We start from the raw sequence: 17,573 nt of genomic DNA on the forward strand, positions 1-17,573 counted from the left end.
ATCGAATAGCCGATTTTGCTAAAATTTCGCCAATTAAAACAGTACAGTCGAAGGGGAATATTTTAACCCAATGATTTAATTGCGTTTTATTTCTGGCCTAAGAATTGCTTTGTTGTCCATAATAAGAAGATAAGAACAACAAGGAACCACCATGAGTGTAAAATTTGAAGACCGCCCAATAGAAAAAGTCCGTGAAGAGACCATTGACCAACTGGTCATGAATTACAGCCACGGTGAACTCTCCGCTGAAGCCTTTGAACGTCGGCTTGATCAGGCTATGGACACTAAAGAACATAACCGGTTAGCCGAGCTGGTCAGTGACTTACCTTTAAAAGCGGATACTCAGTACGAAAACATTAAAGAACGCCAGTTTACGCCAAACTATACCAGTGGCGATGACGAGCAGAACCAAAAAGTCATTAGTATTCTGGGCTCCAACGAACGCAGTGGCCAGTGGGTTGTGCCGCGGGAAATTACTGTATATACCCTGCTGGGTTCAACAGAGCTGGACTTTACCGACGCCGTTTTTCAGCACCAGCATGTCACTATTAACGTTATGAGCGGACTGAGCAGTGTTGACGTTTTTGTTCCGGAAGGTGTCAATGTGGTTTCTAAGGTCTTCAATATTATTGGTTCAACAGAGAATAAAGCCCCTTCTATGGGCGGTCGTCAGGCACCAGTCATTACCATAGAAGGCTATTCTGTATTAGGTTCTGTTGAAGTTAAAATTAAACAAACCATTAAAGAAAAGTTCGTTGCCTTTGCCAATAGCTTGAAAGAAGCCTTTAATTCAAAGAATATGTCTTAATCTTCACTCAAGCTATTGAGGCTACAATGAAACTTTATGAAATGGCAAAAGCTCCGAACCCACGTCGGGTGCGGATGTTTCTTGCGGAAAAAGGATTACTGAATAAGGTTGAATGTGTCGAACTCGATTTGGCGAAAGGCGAAAACTTAACGCCGGAATTTGAACGTAAAAACCCAATGAAGAAAGTACCAGTGCTGGAACTGGATAACGGCACCTGCATTGGCGAAACCATGGCTATTTGCCGGTATTTTGAAGCGGCCTTCCCTGACGCTGAAACTATGCTCGGCAATACTGCCGAAGAACAGGCCATTATTGAACAATGGACGCGCTGGATAGACTTTCAGTTGTTTCTTCCTATTGGTAACTGCTTCCAGCACACAACCGATTACTTCAAGCACCGCATGACCCCAATTAAAGAATGGGGCGAAGTCAATCGCGAAGCAACTATCAGCTTCTTCGCTTTTCTGGACAAACATTTAGCTAACCACAAGTTTGTTGCACTTGAACGTTTCACTACGGCTGATATTAACGCCTTCTGCACAGTCGATTTCGCCAAAGTCATTCAGTTGCGCGTCGATGACCGCTGGCCTAATCTAAAAGCCTGGTACGAGCGTATGAAAGAACGTGATTCATCAAAGGTTTAAGGAAAAAACATGATTGAACTCTACACAGCGGCGACACCTAACGGTTACAAAGCCACGGTGACACTGGAGGAGATGGGGCTGGACTATAAGCTGCATCACGTTCAGTTGCAGGACAACGAACAAAAGCGCCCGGAGTTTCTGAAAATGAACCCCAATGGCCGTATTCCGGTTATTGTTGATAAAAACAACGACGATTTTGTGGTGTTCGAATCCGGTGCCATTATGTTGTACCTTGCCGAAACCTACGACAAGTTAAACCCCAAAGACCCAAAAGAACGCTCCCGTATGATCCAGTGGCTGATGTTTCAGATGGGTGGCATCGGCCCCATGATGGGTCAGGCCAATGTCTTCTATCGGTATTTTCCGGAGAAGCTGCCTTCAGCCATTGAGCGTTACCAAAATGAAACTCGTCGGCTGTTTGAAGTGTTGAACACACGCTTAGGCGAATCGGAATACTTAGCCGGTAATAATTTCTCGTTAGCCGATATTGCCAACTGGTGCTGGGTGCGAACGCACGACTGGTCCGGTGTGAGTCTGGACGGTCTGAAAAACCTAAAGCGCTGGATGGACACCATTAGCCAGCGCCCTGCCTGCCAACGCGGTGTCACCAAGCCGGAGCGCATGGGCGACCCTGACGAGCTGGTCAAGAGCGCCCAAAAAATGGTGCAGCGTTAAGCAGCAGCCAACTGCGCCAGATACTCATCGTAACTGCCGGCAAAGTCACGTAAGCCTTTGTCGGTTATTTCAATAATGCGCGAAGCCAGTGAAGAAACAAACTCACGGTCGTGGCTGACAAAAATCAACGTCCCTTCAAACTGCTCCAGTGCCAGGTTCAGCGATTCTATCGATTCCATATCCAGGTGGTTGGTCGGTTCGTCCATCACCAAAATGTTCGGGCGTTGTAAAATCAGCTTACCGAAAATCATCCGGCCTTTTTCACCACCGGATAATATCGATACCGGCTTCTGAATGTCATCGGAAGAGAACAACATACGCCCCAACACGCCACGAATGGCTTGTTCATCATCGCCCGGCTTCTTCCACTGATACATCCACTCGTAAACCGTCATATCCTGCTTAAACCAGTGGGCATGATCCTGCGCGTAGTAGCCTATCGCCGCATTTTCAGACCATTTGATGCTGCCGGAGTCCGGCGTGTATTCACCCATTAAACATTTCAGTAAGGTCGTTTTACCAATACCGTTCGCACCAATAATAGCGACTTTCTCGCCCACTTCTATTGAAGTGCTCAGGCCTTTTAGAACAGCTTCATCATCAAAGCTCTTACGCACGTTTTCGGTTTCAAGCGCTAACCGGTAAAGTTTCTTTTCCTGGGTAAAACGAATGTACGGATTAACCCGGCTTGAGGCTTTGACTTCGTCCAACTGAATTTTTTCCATTTGTTTCTGACGCGAGGTCGCCTGCTTGGCTTTTGATGCGTTCGCAGAGAAACGGCTGACGAAACTCTGCAGCTCGGCTATTTTCTCTTTCTTCTTGGCGTTATCGCTCATCAGCTGCTCACGCGCCTGGGTAGCGGCAAACATGTATTCGTCGTAGTTGCCCGGGTACACACGCAGCTCGCCGTAGTCAATATCCGCCATGTGCGTACAAACCGTGTTCAGAAAGTGACGATCGTGCGAAATAATGATCATGGTGCTTTGCTTTTCAGCCAACACGTCTTCCAGCCAACGAATGGTGTTAATATCAAGGTTGTTGGTAGGCTCATCCAGCAACATAAGATCCGGCTCAGAAAACAGCACCTGCGCCAGTAACACACGAATTTTTACACCCGGCGCCAGTTCCGACATCAGGCCAAAATGCTGCTCGACCGGTATACCTAACCCCAACAACAACTCACCCGCACGAGATTCAGCTGTATAGCCATCCATTTCGGCAAATTCCGTTTCCAGGTCCGCTACACGCATGCCGTCTTCTTCGGTCATTTCACCACTGCTGTATATACGGTCACGCTCTTCTTTTACGGCCCACAGCTCTTCGTGTCCCATAATAACGGCATCCACAACACTGTATTCTTCATAAGCAAACTGATCCTGCCTCAATTTACCTATGCGGATATTGGGTTCCAGCGACACATTGCCCGCCGAAGGCTCCTGCTCACCACTTAAAATGCGCATAAAGGTCGACTTACCGCAACCGTTAGCGCCAATTAAGCCATAACGGTTGCCATTGCCGAATTTAACGGAAATATTTTCAAAAAGGGGCTTTGCACCAAATTGCATGGTGATATTTGCAGCAGAAATCACGTAGTCAACATCCAGAATAATAGGGTAAAAATTGAGCGCGCAATGTACGTGTTTTTCGCGTAAATTACAAAGAAAGATTCACTAATTAACGGATAAATAACTTATGCAAATGTCATGGGCCGACGTTTCTTCGGGTTTAACTCGCATTTGGAATACCGAGCTTTGGAAAGCCGGCGATGCTCAAATCTATCTGAGCCAGGTCATTATTGCCATTACTCTGATTGTTGTAGGCGTTATTGTCATACGCTGGATAGGTTCCAGCCTGGTCAAACGCGCCTTAAAATCCGGCCATGCCTCTCAGAACACCATCTATGCTTTTCGTAAGTTATTCTCCTTTCTGGCTTACGTGCTTATTGTTCTCATTGCTTTGCCGGTAGCCGGTATTCCCATCACCATATTTGCTGTTTTAGGTGGTGCGCTCGCTATTGGTGTGGGTTTTGGTGCTCAGAACCTGCTTAATAACCTGATATCCGGCATGATTTTAATTGCTGAGCGTCCAATTCGTATTGGCGACATTGTGGAACTGGAGAACGAACGTGGCCGTATTGAAGAAATTGGCAACCGCTGTGTGCGCATCAAACGCTTCGACGGTGTTCACGTGCTTGTACCTAACAGTTATTTTCTGGAACAGCGGGTGGTGAACTGGACGTTGGTATCTACGGAAATACGCAGTACGGTAACGGTTGGCGTTGCTTACGGTTCGCCTATCGACAAAGTTCGGGAATTGATGATGGAAGCTGCCAGTCAGCACGAAAAAATTGTTCAACGCCTGCCTTTTGAAGTTTTCTTCGATGATTTTGGTGACAACAGCCTGACGTTTAATTTGCTGTTCTGGACAGAGGTAGAAGCACCCATGGACATTCGCCGGGTACAATCCGATATCCGTTTTACAATCGATAAGCTTTTCGCCGAGAACGATATTGTTATCGCCTTCCCTCAACGCGACGTGCACTTAGATACACTGAAACCTATAGAGATAAAAATGACGTAGCCTGATGTTCACATCAGGTGAGGTATCATATCGGGCATAAAAAAACGCCAGACTACGTCTATGTAGCCTGACGTTCACGTCAGGTGGTATTCTCCACGTTGAACAGCAGCTCCAATAGTGAAGTGATGGCGGCGCGTTAAATATCGCACCTGACATAAATGTCAGGCTACAGGGTGCTCGTAGCCTGATGTCCACATCAGGTGAGGTATCATATCGGGCATAAAAAAACGCCAGGCTACGTCTATGTAGCCTGACGTTCACGTCAGGTGGTATTCTTCCGCGTTGAACAGCAGCTCAAATAGTGAAGTGATGGCGGCGCGTTAAATATCTCACCTGACATAAATGTCAGGCTACGAAACGCCAACCTCCCCCAACTAGAACTCGTAGCTGTAACTCAAACTCACCACGGTTCCGACTTCTTTGCTGCGAACTAAGATATCCGACTGAGTCACTTCCTGGTCTTCACCAAGAATGTTCTTCACTTTCAGACCAATTTTGGAACTGAAAGTCGGGTAATAGTTATAAACCAGGTCTAGTGAATGGAACGGCTGCTCATAAGCATCGTCACGTCCACCAATACCGGCCGCTAAGATACGCTCACCAAACACGTTATAGACCAACGACGTCGAATGCTCTCCATTAGCCGAATCGTAGTTCAGCTGGAAGTTGGCTACGTACTCTGAGTGTCCGGTCATACGCTTAGTCCGGTTGGTTAAGTTACCCGCCAAGGCCGGATCAATCGAGGCTTCAGAGTCACTCCAGGTTAAGTTACCCGAGGTAAAGAAGCCGTTCGCCAGGTAGCCTAAATCGTGCAGCCACTCAAACTCAACCCCATAGACTTCGGCTGACTCCCCATTAACGTAACTTAAGGTGTAATCTTCGTCACCCACCTGAAGCACAGATTCAATAGGGTTCTTGATGTCTTTATAGAAAGCGGCAAGGGTGTAATTGTCACCATTATCCGCATAATATTCAAAACGCGCATCGTAGTTACGTAAATCGCTGCTTTCCAACCCGGCCCGACCAAAAGTACGAATATCAGTTACCGGATCGTAATAAGCCACCGGAACCGTCTCACGCAAATCCGGGCGAACCACAGTTTCGCCGTAACCAAAACGCAGCTGATAATTATCGCTGGCCATATAAGTCAGAGATAAAGCGGTGTAAAGGTCGTCTTCAGAAACGGTGCTTTCGGCCACTCGCTCAGGATTAAAGTAGTTATTTAAATCCTTTTCACTAAAAATTAAGCTCGATGTTGCCAGGGAAACCTGTTTAAAGTCTTCATAACGCACACCACCACTGACACGCCAGGTGTTATCGAATATTGCGTCGAACTCGCCGTAATAGGCATCAATTTTCTGAGCAGCCAGGTAATCGTCAGCGTTAGGCGCTGTTGGTTCACGGAAAGTAATACGGAAGTCGTTATCATCAATAACATCATCCGTCAGATAACCAGTGACACCTAACACGTTGTCTAAATCGTCCAGCACTGACAAACGCGAACCCGATGCATTGTCTAAACTAAAGCGACTTGTACTGTAATAACGGGCTTTATCAACAAAGTCATAACCAGCTTTTAACTCAAGCTCAATTCCGGAAAACGCCAGTGGCAAAGAGAAGTTACCGCCGTAAGACTTAACGTTATCTTCCATATCAACAAACTGGAAAATAGCACGGTTATCATCACCCGTTACCCGGGTTTCAGAGAAGTTACCCTCGGTGTCATAAATATCGTCAAAACGATATGAAACTTCAGTAGGGATATCCGTTTCCGCTTTTGACTCGGTATACTGCCAGTCGAAACCTATACCCCAGTAATCCATAAGAGTATGTTGACCGCGGAACTGATCCACATTTAATACGCGTTCTTCGTATTTAAATTCGTGCTCACGATTAGCAATACCGGTTCCGACTATAGTTTTTAGGTTACTTCCGTTCGGGCTTTGCTTAATACCAAACTCCGATTCATCTTCCGAATCTTCTAAATAAATTTTGGTATAACTGACACTGTGCGTATCCAGTTCATAACCCGCCGTGAAAAAACCGTTCAGACGCTCAGTTTCTGTGGTTACTGTGGTTTCTTCAAAGGTGTTGTAACACGACCTGGAAATATCTTCGACTGTCGCCAGAGAAGTTGAACAGTCGGCTGTTGCGTTGTTACTGATAACCGCATTTTTGCGTTCAGAAACATCCCAGTCATTATCGTAGGAAGCTGCCGCCAGTACACCAAAGCTACCGCCAAAAAACGGTTCGTCAAAACGGTTACCTATCGTTGCCTTTAAATCCATATTCGGATCTAACGACTCTTTCTTAAGCACCATGTCACGAGGCAATTGTTTTGCTAAAGAAGCATTAATGGCACGAGCCTGATTACCCGCACTATTTCCTGAGCCGGTCAGACCGTCGGTATTAACAATATTGCGTAGACTAAAGTCCCCCTGGTAGCGGCCAATCGCATCGTTGATACCAGCGGGAATACCCTTATCATTTCGATTATAGGTATAGCCCTCATCAGCATTACTGTTCATGCCAACGCCAGCTTCAATATTAAAAATGAAGTCATCAGGCAAAGAGCGCGTGCGGATATCAATGTTACCGCCACCAAAGGCCGCTGGCATTGAAGGTGAAAACACCTTTTGTACTGCCATGCTTTCAATAATGGTCGAAGGAATAATATCCAGCGGAACCACGTTACGGGTTAAATCCGGGCTGGGTATACTGGCACCATTGATGCGCGCACTTGAATAACGCTCACCTAAGCCGCGAACATAAATGAACTTACCGTCAACCAGGGTTAACCCCGTTACCCGACGCAAAGCCGAGGCCGCGTCGCTGTCACCCGAACGGGATAACTGCTCGGCACCCAGGATATCCGCCACAAAAGCCTGATTTTTACGCTCTTGAACAACGGCTGCGGCACTACCTTGTAAACGGCTACCCGTGGTAACAACTTCTTCTATCGTTGATTCACGTTCAACGTCTGCGTCATCGGCTTGCTGAGCCAAAGCTGCCGGAGTACCGGCCAACAGGCTTAAACCAACCGCCAGAGCAACAGGTTTGAGTTTGTATTGATTCTTCATAACCAACTCCTGCAATAAAATCGGAAAATAGGCGCAACACCGTTGCGCCTATTCATTCGCATTCCAACTCAAATTAGTCCGCGTCAGCAGCGGCTACAGCAGTTTCAACCCACTGGTACCACTCAGAGCTAGTATCGTCGTCAGACAATGCGCCGATGAAATCAACCGGAGTAAAGAAGTCATCATTTAGCGACGTTAAGTCATTCGCTGCGATAGTGATAGAAGACGTCATATCCGTTGAGATACCATCATCATTCAGAACCGTAGCCGAACCATCAAGGATTTCGTTTACACCGCCGTTCGGGTACCAGGCTGAATAAGTTTCGCCGTCAGCAAAGGTATTATCGCCAGTATTTACAAAGTTGTTAGTACAGGCCATTACAGAGTTAAAGAAGTCCAGCTCACCGTTATCTACACCCGCTTCACCGTCTGTCGTAAAGAAGATACAACCATCGTCAGCAGTACCGTTCTCTTTAATTTTCAGAACGTTATACATTTTACCCTGGAAGTTATCATCAAACTTAGTAGCAATAGACGGATCGTTGTCACGTACTGATTTACCATCAGTGGTGATAATAGTGACGTTTGCGATGGTCGGTGCTGATGTGGGAGCCTGGCTGTAATCCGGGCCATTATTTTTCTCACCATCGGCTTCAAAGCCACCGTTACCCATATAGTTAGTATTGCCATCTACCGTTACTGTTCCGTGTTTAATAAACAGGAACTGTGCACGACCTTGCCAGCCCGCATCGATGTCCATCGAGTCATCCTGAGTGTCGGTAAAGACTACGTTTTTAACATCTGCTGCGCCACCGAAGAACTCAATACCGTCATCAAAACCCTGGTGAATATGAATAAATTCATAAGATGAACCGGAACCAACCGCGTTCAGAGTTAACGAGTTCAAATCATCTCCGGGACCACCATCGCGAGGGCCTGAACCGGCATACCAAATTTTTGCGTATTTAATTGAGCCACTGCTATCAGTGTTATCATTACCGCCGTAATAACTCACAATACCTTCAGATTCGACATTACAAGTACCGCCATCGCGCTGTGCATCAGTACACTGGTTAGTAATACCGTTACCGTTGATGATGATACCGCCCCAGTCAGCGTAACGCGGAGCATCACCAGAAACGTTCAGACGGTCAAATGCGTTAGCTGAGGTAAATGTAATTGGCTTGTCAAAAGTACCAATAGCGTTTAACTGTGCGCCACGGGCAATCTGGATAATGGCTTCACCAGAAGTGAAAGCAAGTGTCGCACCAGGCTCAACCGTCATAACCGGGCCATTTTGGTTAATTTCGCAACTTGTGGTGGTATCACAATCTACGCCAATTTGCAGCGCACCTTCAAACACGTGAACACCGCCGTCAGGCAGCTCTTCAAAAGTAATATCTTCGTCAATTTCAATAGTGGCACTGGCAAAATCTGTATCGTAAGTACAATCCTGACCGTCGTAAGTTCCTTCAACACTGCCGTAGCTAGCACATTCAACGCTGCTACCTCCATCGCCGCCATCGCCGCCGCCTGAACCGCCGCCGTTGTTAACGGTTGGAGTTACATTGATATCGCCGCCGCAACCGGCCAGGAATAAAGCTGTAGCAACTGCAGAGACTTTGAATAAGGTATTAAATTTCATTGGGTTCTCCCGACTTGGATTTTATCCAGTTATGATTTAAGTCGGGATGAAGAGTAAAACGCTTGCATGACAATATTGTGACAACATAAAAATGTAACAATATATTCACATTCTAGTCACTCAAGGTTGTGCTTTTTGATCTTTGCGCTTGTTGAATAAGTAACCTATATCAGTAATGAAAAACTAAAAAAGGATGCCCCATGCGTAAACTATTACTCAGTTGCTTATTCGTTTCACTGCCTGCACTCTCAACATCTGCGCCGGCAGACCAATTCGAAGACGTCACCATAGAGCACAACGAAGTCGCCGATAATATTTATATGCTGACCGGCGCAGGCGGCAATATGCTAATGTCATCCGGTGAGGACGGCGTATTTCTGGTCGACGATCAGTACACTCAGGTAGCAGAAAAAATTGCCGCCAAAATTGAAGAACTTAGCGGTGAACAGGTTCGTTACATTCTGAACACCCACTTCCACGGCGACCACGTTGGTTCAAATATGTGGTTTGCAAACAACCAGAGCTCAACCATTTATGCTCACGATAACGTGCGTGAACGTTTGAGTAACGACGACAGCTTTACCCAAATGGGTTTACCGGCAATTACCTTTGATTCCGGTATTACCTTCCACTTAAACGATGACACCATTTATGTGTTTCATCTGCCTGCAGGCCATACCGATGGCGACAGTGCAGTGTGGTTTGAAGACGCCAACGTATTGCACCCGGGCGACTTATTCTTTAATGAGCGCTTTCCCTTTATTGATCTGAAAAGCGGCGGTGACGTTGACGGCTACATTGCTAACGTTGAAAGCCTGTTAGACCGCATTACCGATGACACCGTTATTATCCCCGGCCACGGCCCGTTGGCCAGTAAAGAGGATTACCGCGGTTTTCTGACGATGCTGAAGGAGACCAAAGCGGAAGTAGATACCATGAAGCAACAGGGAATGACCCTTGATGAAGTGAAAACCAAGGGTCTGAGCGATAAATGGAAGGACTGGAGCTGGTCTTTTATTAATGAAGAGCGCTGGATCACAACGCTGTACTAAAGATCAAGCGTTCGTCCGGCGGTTGCAGGTGAAAGTCCATGGCCAGCTCATCGCAGTTGGCCAGCCTTGGACACAATTCACAATCCTTCATAACCTTTTCCGGTAAACTGTCTTTGGAGCAGTGACTGAACCCCTGCTGTTCAAAAAAGTCGGGGACCCGGGTCAGTACGATGACCCGATTCAGTTGCAACAGTCGCGCCTTCTTCAATAGATAAGACACCAGCATGCGCCCCTGCCCGCGCACTTCCGTCTGCGGATGAACACCCAGCGAGCGAATTTCAGCAAGCCCAGTGGTGTAAATATAAAGCGACGCACAGCCCATGACTTTACCGCCGACTTCGGTCACCGCAAACTCATTAATGGAATGGACAATGTCATCTTTGGCGCGCGGTAAGTTCTCTCCGGCTCCGGCCCAGTGTTGTACTAAATCCAGAATCGCGCCGATGTCACCGAGGTTAGCATCCCGAATACGAATTTTCTGTTGCTGCTGCGCCGCTTTTAAGGCCTCTGATACTCGCTGCGGCGAAGTACCTCCCAGCGCGCATCGCTTTTCCAGTAAAGCATCCAGCGTGAGCCATTCATACACGTCCGTCTCAATAACGGGAACAACGGTCTGAAACGCCTCCAGCGGCATATCTTCCAGCGATTTTTGTGCCTGTATTGCCAGTTGCACTAGCTCACCGACATTATGGTGCGCCTGGCGGAACGGAACGCCTTTCGACACTAGATAGTCGGCCAGCTCAGTGGCGTTCGCATAACCACCCTGCGCCGCTTTGCGACAAACATCATGGTTCACGGTTAAGCCCTGCAGGCTGGAGGTGACCATAGCCAGCGACGCCTGCCAGGTGGTAAAAGCGTCAAACAGCCCTTCTTTGTCTTCCTGCATGTCCTTGTTGTAGGCCAGTGGCAGTGATTTTAAGGTCATCATCAGGCCAGTTAACGAACCTACTACCCGGCCGCTTTTGCCACGCACTAATTCCAGCGCATCCGGATTCTTCTTTTGTGGCATCAGCGAAGAGCCTGACGTCACATTATCACTCAGTTCAATAAAGCCCGCCTCGCCGGAATTATAAAAGATGAGATCTTCCGCCAGGCGGGATAAATGCAGCATCGATAACGACGCCGTGCTGAGAAGCTCCACGACAAAATCACGATCGGAAACCGAATCTAAACTGTTACGCGTTGCCTGACTAAAACCCAGCTCACTGGCAATGGCTTCACGGTCAACCGGGTATGCCGTTCCGGCTAAAGCCCCACAGCCCAGTGGGCTTTTATTCAGACGCGTTACGGCATCCTCTAAACGCTCGCTGTCACGCTGCAGCATTTCCACATAAGCCAGACACCAATGCGCCAGCAATACCGGTTGAGCCCGTTGCAAGTGAGTATAACCGGGTATCACCGTGCCCTGCTCGCGCTCAGCTAAACCCAGTAAGGCCTGCTGAGTTTGCTGCAACGCCTGTTGCAAATCCTCTGACTGCTGACGACACCATAACCGCAGGTCAGTAGCAACCTGATCATTACGACTACGCCCGGTGTGCAATTTTTTAGCTAAGTCGCCTACTTTAGCTATCAATGCCGCCTCAACAAAGGAATGAATGTCCTCATCGCCGCCAACAGCGACAGCCGCAGGGTCAGAACGCACTTCACCTAAAAGTTCGTCCAGAGCCTGTTGCAATTGTTCACATTCTTCCGAACTCAGCACCCCAACCTGTTGCAACGCATTGGCCCAGGCTTTAGAGCCGGTAATGTCCTGCTCTGCCAGCACATAGTCAAAGGGTAACGAGTCATTAAACTGCTGAAACGCGGCATCGGGTCCTGCCGCAAAACGTCCGCCCCATAACGCCATAACCTATCCCTTTTGCTGTTTTTGTAGCGCCGCAATCCGGCTCGGAAGAGAGAACAACCGGATAAAGCCCTCGGCATGCGCCTGGTTATACACTTCATCGGCACCAAAGGTCGCAAAATCTTCGCTGTATAAACTGTGCGGAGAACGTTTCTGCACTGCAGTTACCGAACCTTTATAAAGTTTCAGAACCACCTCACCACTGGCGGTTGCGCATAACGACTGTGCCGCAGCCATAACCGATTGCTGCAAGGGGGTAAACCAGCGCCCGTCATACAATAATTGCGCGAACTGCTCGCTCAACTGAGTTTTCCAGCTGCGACTGACTTTGTCCAGCACCAGTTCGTCAATAGCCTGCAGCGCCGCCATCATCACCGTACCGCCCGGCGTTTCATAACAACCACGACTTTTCATGCCCACTAAACGGTTCTCAACAATATCCACCCGGCCAACACCGTGCTTAGCCGCAATTTCATTTAAAGAACTCAAACTTTCAAAAGGCGACAGCGCCTGGTTATTCACCGCAATAATTTCGCCATTTTCTACCACCACAGAAACATACTCGGGCTTATCCGGTGCCTGTTCCGGCGATACCGTCATAGTCCAGACCTTTTCGGTAGGTTCGCACCAGGGGTCTTCCAGTTCGCCACCTTCATGCGAAATATGCCAGGCATTAGCGTCGCGGCTGTAGATTTTCGTCGCCGACGCTGAGCAGGGAATATTGCGCTCCGCCAGATAATCCAGCAAAGATTCACGGCTGCTTAATTCCCATTCACGCCAGGGCGCAATCACCTGTAAATCCGGTGCTAAAGCTGCATAGCAGGATTCAAACCGCACCTGATCGTTACCTTTACCGGTACACCCATGAGACAGTGCATCGGCGCCGACTTTGCGCGCTACTTCAACCTGAGCTTTGGCAATAATGGGGCGTGCCATAGCCGTACCAAGCAAATAGGTACCTTCGTAAATGGCTCCGGTTTTCAGTGTCGGGTACACATAGTTTTTCACGAACTCGTCTTTTAAGTCCACCACATGACATTCGGAAGCACCCGAGGCTTTGGCTTTTTCTTCAACGCCTTGCAGTTCATCAGCGCCCTGCCCTACATCGGCCACAAAGGCCACCACTTCACAGCCATAATTTTCTTTTAACCAGGGCACAATGGCCGATGTATCCAGACCGCCAGAATAGGCCAGTACCACTTTTTTCACATTGCTCATGAGGCTTTCTCCATAGATTCGGGCAGTACCGCTGCCGCTGGATTTAATAGTAGAGTTAATAAGGCATTTTGTGCATAAAGACGGTTTTCAGCTTGTTGAAAGCAGCGCGACAGCGGACCGTCCATCACATCGGAGGTAATTTCATAACCGCGATGTGCCGGCTGGCAGTGCAGCACCGAAGTAGCACTGCTGTGCTCAACCAACTGCGAATTAATTTGATAAGGCTGAAAAATGTCGCGTACTTCGCTTAACGGTTTATCATCGCCCATAGACACCCAGGTGTCGGTATAGAGCGCATCAGCCCCCGCAACCGCTGCAATATCATGGGTTACAATAATATCGGCGCCGCTCTCAGCCGCCTGTTTTTTTGCTTGAGTGACAAGGTCGGCATCAGGCTCATAGCCCCGTGGGCAGATAATAGTACAATTGGTACCCAGTGCGGCCGCAGTCAGCATCAATGAGTGCGAAACATTATTACCGTCGCCCAGATACACCAGTTTCAAACCTTTCACTTCGCCGTAGTGCTCCTGCAGCGTCAGAAAGTCGGCCAGTGCCTGACACGGGTGAAAACGATCGCACAAGCTGTTGATCACAGGTACCGAGGCATGCTGAGCCAGCTCTTGCAGTGTATTGTGCGACATCACCCGGGCCACGATGGCATCGGCCCAGCAGGATAAGTTGCGGGCATAATCGGCAACGCTCTCACGCACGCCCATGCCATTTCCCTGTTCATTCAAATAGACCGCATGCCCGCCAAGTTTCTGCAAACCAATATCAAACGACAACCTTGTGCGCAGACTCGGCTTTTCAAACAGAGTGACAACGCTGCGGCCTGCCAGAGTGTGTCGATACTTTTGCGGTTGTGCTTTCTGTTCCTGCGCCAATGCCAGTAATTGCAGTGTGTTAGCCGGAGTTAACTCCAGCCCGGATAAACAATGTTTCATCATACTTACTCACTAATCTGTGTGCCTGAATGGGTTTGATTAATTAAATTCCAACTGCCTATTCGCACACATCGTCGCAAGCGTTTTGCGGCATTAAGCGCACCGCGAACTTTGACCAGCATGCCATCTTTAATCACGCCACTTTTTGTCAGTTCATCTATGCTCAGGCTGTCCAGTTGCTCTATCAGTTGACCTTTGCTGTCGAGCACACCATTCACATCGGTTAGCAACAGTAAATCGGCGTCAAGGCTTGCGGCAACCGCGACAGCGGCATCATCGGCATTAACATTGAACCATTCACCCTGCTTACCGAAGCCGACAGAGCTGATTAATGGCAGGTAACCGCACTTGAGCAGGGTAACGATTAACCCCGGCTCGTCAAATTCGCAGGTACCTACCTGCCCCAGCAAAGCCGATTGCTGCCGACATGAAATACCCGCTTCATGCAGAGTTAAACCAATGGGCCGTAAGCCGGCAGCAATTGCCCGGCACATCAGTTGTTTATTTGCACAACCGGCCAGAGCCCCTACAATATAAGGCATATGCTGTTCCGGGCTGACTCGCAGACCTTCATGTTTTTCACTTTTCAGGCCCGCCGCAGACAGCCATTGCTGAGCCAAAGCGCCACCACCATGCACAATAACGGTGTTATTGTCAGTGCCTGACAGAGATTCAAATAAGGCTTTCATCTCAGCGGGCTGCTCCAGCAGGCTGCCGCCCAGCTTAATCACTTTCATAGCAACCCCTCTTCAATCGACAAGCCAAGCTGCAGATTAAGACACTGAATAGCCTGGCTGGCCGCACCTTTTAATAAGTTATCAATGGCCGAGAAGGCAATGAGCTGATTCCCCTGCCGGTGCCAGCCAATATCGACGAAGGGTTGCTGCACCACATTTTTAATCGCTGGCCGCGCTTGCTTTGCAAACCGCACTAAAGGCTGGTTCGCGTAGCATTGGTAGGCTTTATCTAAATCGGTGTCGCTGATGCCGTCATTAAGGCTGGCATATAAGGTGGCCAGAATGCCGCGGGGAAACTGCGCTAAATGCGGAGTGAACAAAACCTCATGCTGCAATTGTTGGCCAATTTCCGGCGTATGCCGGTGTTCAAATAAGCCGTACGCCTGCAAAGAAAGTTCCGCACCATGACTTGCCAGCGCCGCCTTGCGTCCGGCACCAGTGACGCCGGATACCGCATTAATAATAATTTTACTGTCACCGAGTAAACCGGCCCGTTTTAACGGAAGTAATGCCATTAGCGCAGCGGTGGGATAACAACCGGGCACCGCCACTAACTGAGCTGTAGCTATCTCCTGCGGATACCATTCCGCCAGCCCATAAACCGCTTGTTGCAGCCACCTTTCCTGTGTGTGTTCAAACCCGTAAAATGCCGGATAATCTTTGCCTGCGTTTAAGCGAAAGCCGCCTGAGAGATCAATGACCTTTAAACCCGCCGCCAGAAATTCCGGAGCCAACTCCACACTCACACCGTGATCAGTACACAGGAATACCGTGTCAGCGGAGCTTTTGATGAGCTCTTTCTCATGGCTGGATAAGCCCTGCAGGGGAAGTTTCACTAAATGTGCGTATTGTGGGTGTAAATCACTCAGCAGCGAGCCTGCATCGCTGCTATGCTCAGAGACATAACAACCCAAAAGACTCAGCGCCGGATGTTGTTGCACCAGACGAGTGAGTTCGACACCAACGTAACCGCTGGCTCCGACTATTGCGACTGACTGAGACTGCGCTGCTTTATACGGCATACGAGAAAACCTGTTGCTGTTTCCGAGTAAAAATGCAGAATAACTGAATACATATACTTATGCAATAATAGTGAATAATTATATTAAGGATTTATCATCATGAACTTCCCTGCTTTGCCATCGTTTTTCTCAATGTATCAGCAACTCATTGCCCAGCCATCTATCAGTGCTATTGACCCCAAGTGGGATCACAGCAATCAGAAAGTTGTGAACTTGCTTGCTGAATGGCTTGAACTACTGGGGTTTGAATGCGAAATCAATGAGCTGCAGAGTCAGCCGGGAAAGTACAATTTACTGGCGCGGCGCGGTGCAGGTAGTGGCGGTTTATTGCTGTCCGGACACACCGACACCGTACCTTATGATGCCAGCCGCTGGAACTTTGACCCTTTTAAACTCACGGAACAGGACAACCGCTGGTACGGTCTTGGCAGTATTGATATGAAAGGTTTTTTCGCTTTTGTCATTCATGCTCTGAGTGAGCTGGACGCAACTCAACAAACCAAACCTATTATGATACTAGCCACTGCGGACGAAGAAACCACTATGGACGGCGCCCGCGAAGTCACCCGCTTTGCGAACCTTAAACCCGACTACTGCGTGATAGGCGAGCCCACGGATATGCGCCCGGTCTACGCGCACAAAGGGCACATGAGCGAGGTTATCCGCATTACCGGACGCTCCGGGCACAGCTCTGATCCGGCGCTGGGTATTAACGCTATTGAACTGATGCACGAAGTGATTTCAGCACTCATGAAATTAAAAGAAGAATTTAAGCATAAATATTCAGATTCAAGCTTCTCGGTACCGCAACCGACCATGAACTTTGGTCACATTCATGGCGGTGACAACGCTAACCGTATTTGCGGTTGCTGCGAGTTGCATCTGGACATTCGTCCGCTACCCGGTTTATCTGTTAATGATCTTTACGCTCACCTTCATAAAGCAACAGAAGGTATTCAGGCTCGCTATCCAGGGTCAATTGAGCTCATATCACTGCACCATCCGATACCGGCTTTTCAGCAAAATACCGATTCCGCATTGGTGCAATTAGCAGAAAAAATATCGCAATCCGCGGCTCAGGCGGTGAACTACTGCACGGAGGCACCTTTCCTGCAGGAACTGGGCTGTGAGACGCTGGTTATGGGACCGGGCTCAATAAAACAAGCGCACCAACCCGATGAATATCTTTTAACAGAAACCATTGAACCAACTCAAAAAAAAATTAGAAGTTTAATAAAAAACTACTGTTATTAAGAGTAAAGGTTCCTGAACTCATTAATGGCTATAACGCTCACTGCCGATAGCAGAGGGGTACAAAATTTAAA

Annotated in this window: 14 protein-coding genes; 6 read left to right on the plus strand and 8 right to left on the minus strand. The window is 48.3% G+C overall.

Annotation, left to right across the window (positions count from 1 at the left end; genetic code table 11):
* The first annotated feature begins 151 nt into the window (after nucleotides 1-151).
* The 3 genes from DET62_RS09270 to DET62_RS09280 are packed head-to-tail and all read left to right on the plus strand — an operon-like array spanning nucleotide 152 to nucleotide 2,127.
* Nucleotides 152-808 carry a LiaF domain-containing protein gene (locus DET62_RS09270; protein WP_110013676.1) on the plus strand — a complete coding sequence of 219 codons (657 nt, stop codon included), beginning with the start codon at nucleotides 152-154 and terminating at the stop codon, nucleotides 806-808.
* Between the two features lie 26 nt (nucleotides 809-834).
* Nucleotides 835-1,452, plus strand: a complete 618-nt coding sequence (locus DET62_RS09275) for a glutathione S-transferase family protein (protein ID WP_110013677.1) — start codon at nucleotides 835-837, stop codon at nucleotides 1,450-1,452.
* A 9-nt stretch (nucleotides 1,453-1,461) separates the two neighbouring features.
* Nucleotides 1,462-2,127, plus strand: coding sequence for a glutathione S-transferase family protein (locus tag DET62_RS09280; RefSeq protein WP_110013678.1), 666 nt, complete (start codon nucleotides 1,462-1,464; stop codon nucleotides 2,125-2,127).
* Here the strand turns inward: DET62_RS09280 and DET62_RS09285 are convergent.
* Entirely contained in the window at nucleotides 2,124-3,716 is a 1,593-nt protein-coding gene (locus DET62_RS09285; RefSeq protein WP_110013679.1) for an ABC-F family ATPase, read from the minus strand. The genes DET62_RS09280 and DET62_RS09285 overlap by 4 nt on opposite strands.
* A gap of 103 nt (nucleotides 3,717-3,819) precedes the next feature.
* Here DET62_RS09285 and DET62_RS09290 point away from each other — a divergent pair, with 103 nt between their 5' ends.
* Complete coding sequence (locus tag DET62_RS09290; protein WP_110013680.1) at nucleotides 3,820-4,707, plus strand: mechanosensitive ion channel domain-containing protein; 888 nt, start codon at nucleotides 3,820-3,822, stop codon at nucleotides 4,705-4,707.
* Between the two features lie 374 nt (nucleotides 4,708-5,081).
* Here DET62_RS09290 and DET62_RS09295 read toward each other — a convergent pair whose 3' ends face one another.
* The gene (locus DET62_RS09295; RefSeq protein ID WP_110013681.1) at nucleotides 5,082-7,787 is read right to left on the minus strand and encodes a TonB-dependent receptor; all 2,706 of its coding nucleotides are present in this window, start codon (nucleotides 7,785-7,787) and stop codon (nucleotides 5,082-5,084) included.
* A gap of 73 nt (nucleotides 7,788-7,860) precedes the next feature.
* Entirely contained in the window at nucleotides 7,861-9,432 is a 1,572-nt protein-coding gene (locus DET62_RS09300) for a hypothetical protein (protein ID WP_110013682.1), read from the minus strand.
* A gap of 200 nt (nucleotides 9,433-9,632) precedes the next feature.
* On the opposite strand from DET62_RS09300, the gene DET62_RS09305 reads away from it, so the two are divergent.
* Nucleotides 9,633-10,484, plus strand: coding sequence for an MBL fold metallo-hydrolase (locus DET62_RS09305; protein WP_110013683.1), 852 nt, complete (start codon nucleotides 9,633-9,635; stop codon nucleotides 10,482-10,484).
* Here the strand turns inward: DET62_RS09305 and argH are convergent.
* The 5 genes from argH to argC are packed head-to-tail and all read right to left on the minus strand — an operon-like array spanning nucleotide 10,468 to nucleotide 16,248.
* Nucleotides 10,468-12,330, minus strand: coding sequence for an argininosuccinate lyase (gene argH / locus DET62_RS09310; RefSeq protein WP_110013684.1), 1,863 nt, complete (start codon nucleotides 12,328-12,330; stop codon nucleotides 10,468-10,470). The genes DET62_RS09305 and argH overlap by 17 nt on opposite strands.
* A 3-nt stretch (nucleotides 12,331-12,333) precedes the next feature.
* A complete protein-coding gene (locus DET62_RS09315) occupies nucleotides 12,334-13,545 on the minus strand; it encodes an argininosuccinate synthase (RefSeq protein WP_110013685.1) in 1,212 nt (403 codons plus the stop codon).
* Nucleotides 13,542-14,492 (minus strand): ornithine carbamoyltransferase, encoded by a 951-nt coding sequence (locus tag DET62_RS09320; protein WP_110013686.1) that lies wholly within the window; start codon nucleotides 14,490-14,492, stop codon nucleotides 13,542-13,544. The genes DET62_RS09315 and DET62_RS09320 overlap by 4 nt, the downstream gene beginning before the upstream one ends.
* Before the next feature lie 2 nt (nucleotides 14,493-14,494).
* Complete coding sequence (gene argB / locus DET62_RS09325; protein ID WP_110013687.1) at nucleotides 14,495-15,226, minus strand: acetylglutamate kinase; 732 nt, start codon at nucleotides 15,224-15,226, stop codon at nucleotides 14,495-14,497.
* Nucleotides 15,223-16,248 (minus strand): N-acetyl-gamma-glutamyl-phosphate reductase, encoded by a 1,026-nt coding sequence (gene argC / locus DET62_RS09330; protein ID WP_110013688.1) that lies wholly within the window; start codon nucleotides 16,246-16,248, stop codon nucleotides 15,223-15,225. The genes argB and argC overlap by 4 nt, the downstream gene beginning before the upstream one ends.
* A gap of 99 nt (nucleotides 16,249-16,347) precedes the next feature.
* Between argC and argE the strand changes: the two genes are divergently transcribed.
* Nucleotides 16,348-17,502, plus strand: a complete 1,155-nt coding sequence (gene argE, locus DET62_RS09335) for an acetylornithine deacetylase (RefSeq protein ID WP_110013689.1) — start codon at nucleotides 16,348-16,350, stop codon at nucleotides 17,500-17,502.
* Nucleotides 17,503-17,573: the final 71 nt, after the last annotated feature.

This window comes from Idiomarina sp. H2 (assembly GCF_004364275.1).
Taxonomy (GTDB): Bacteria; Pseudomonadota; Gammaproteobacteria; order Enterobacterales; family Alteromonadaceae; genus Idiomarina; species Idiomarina loihiensis.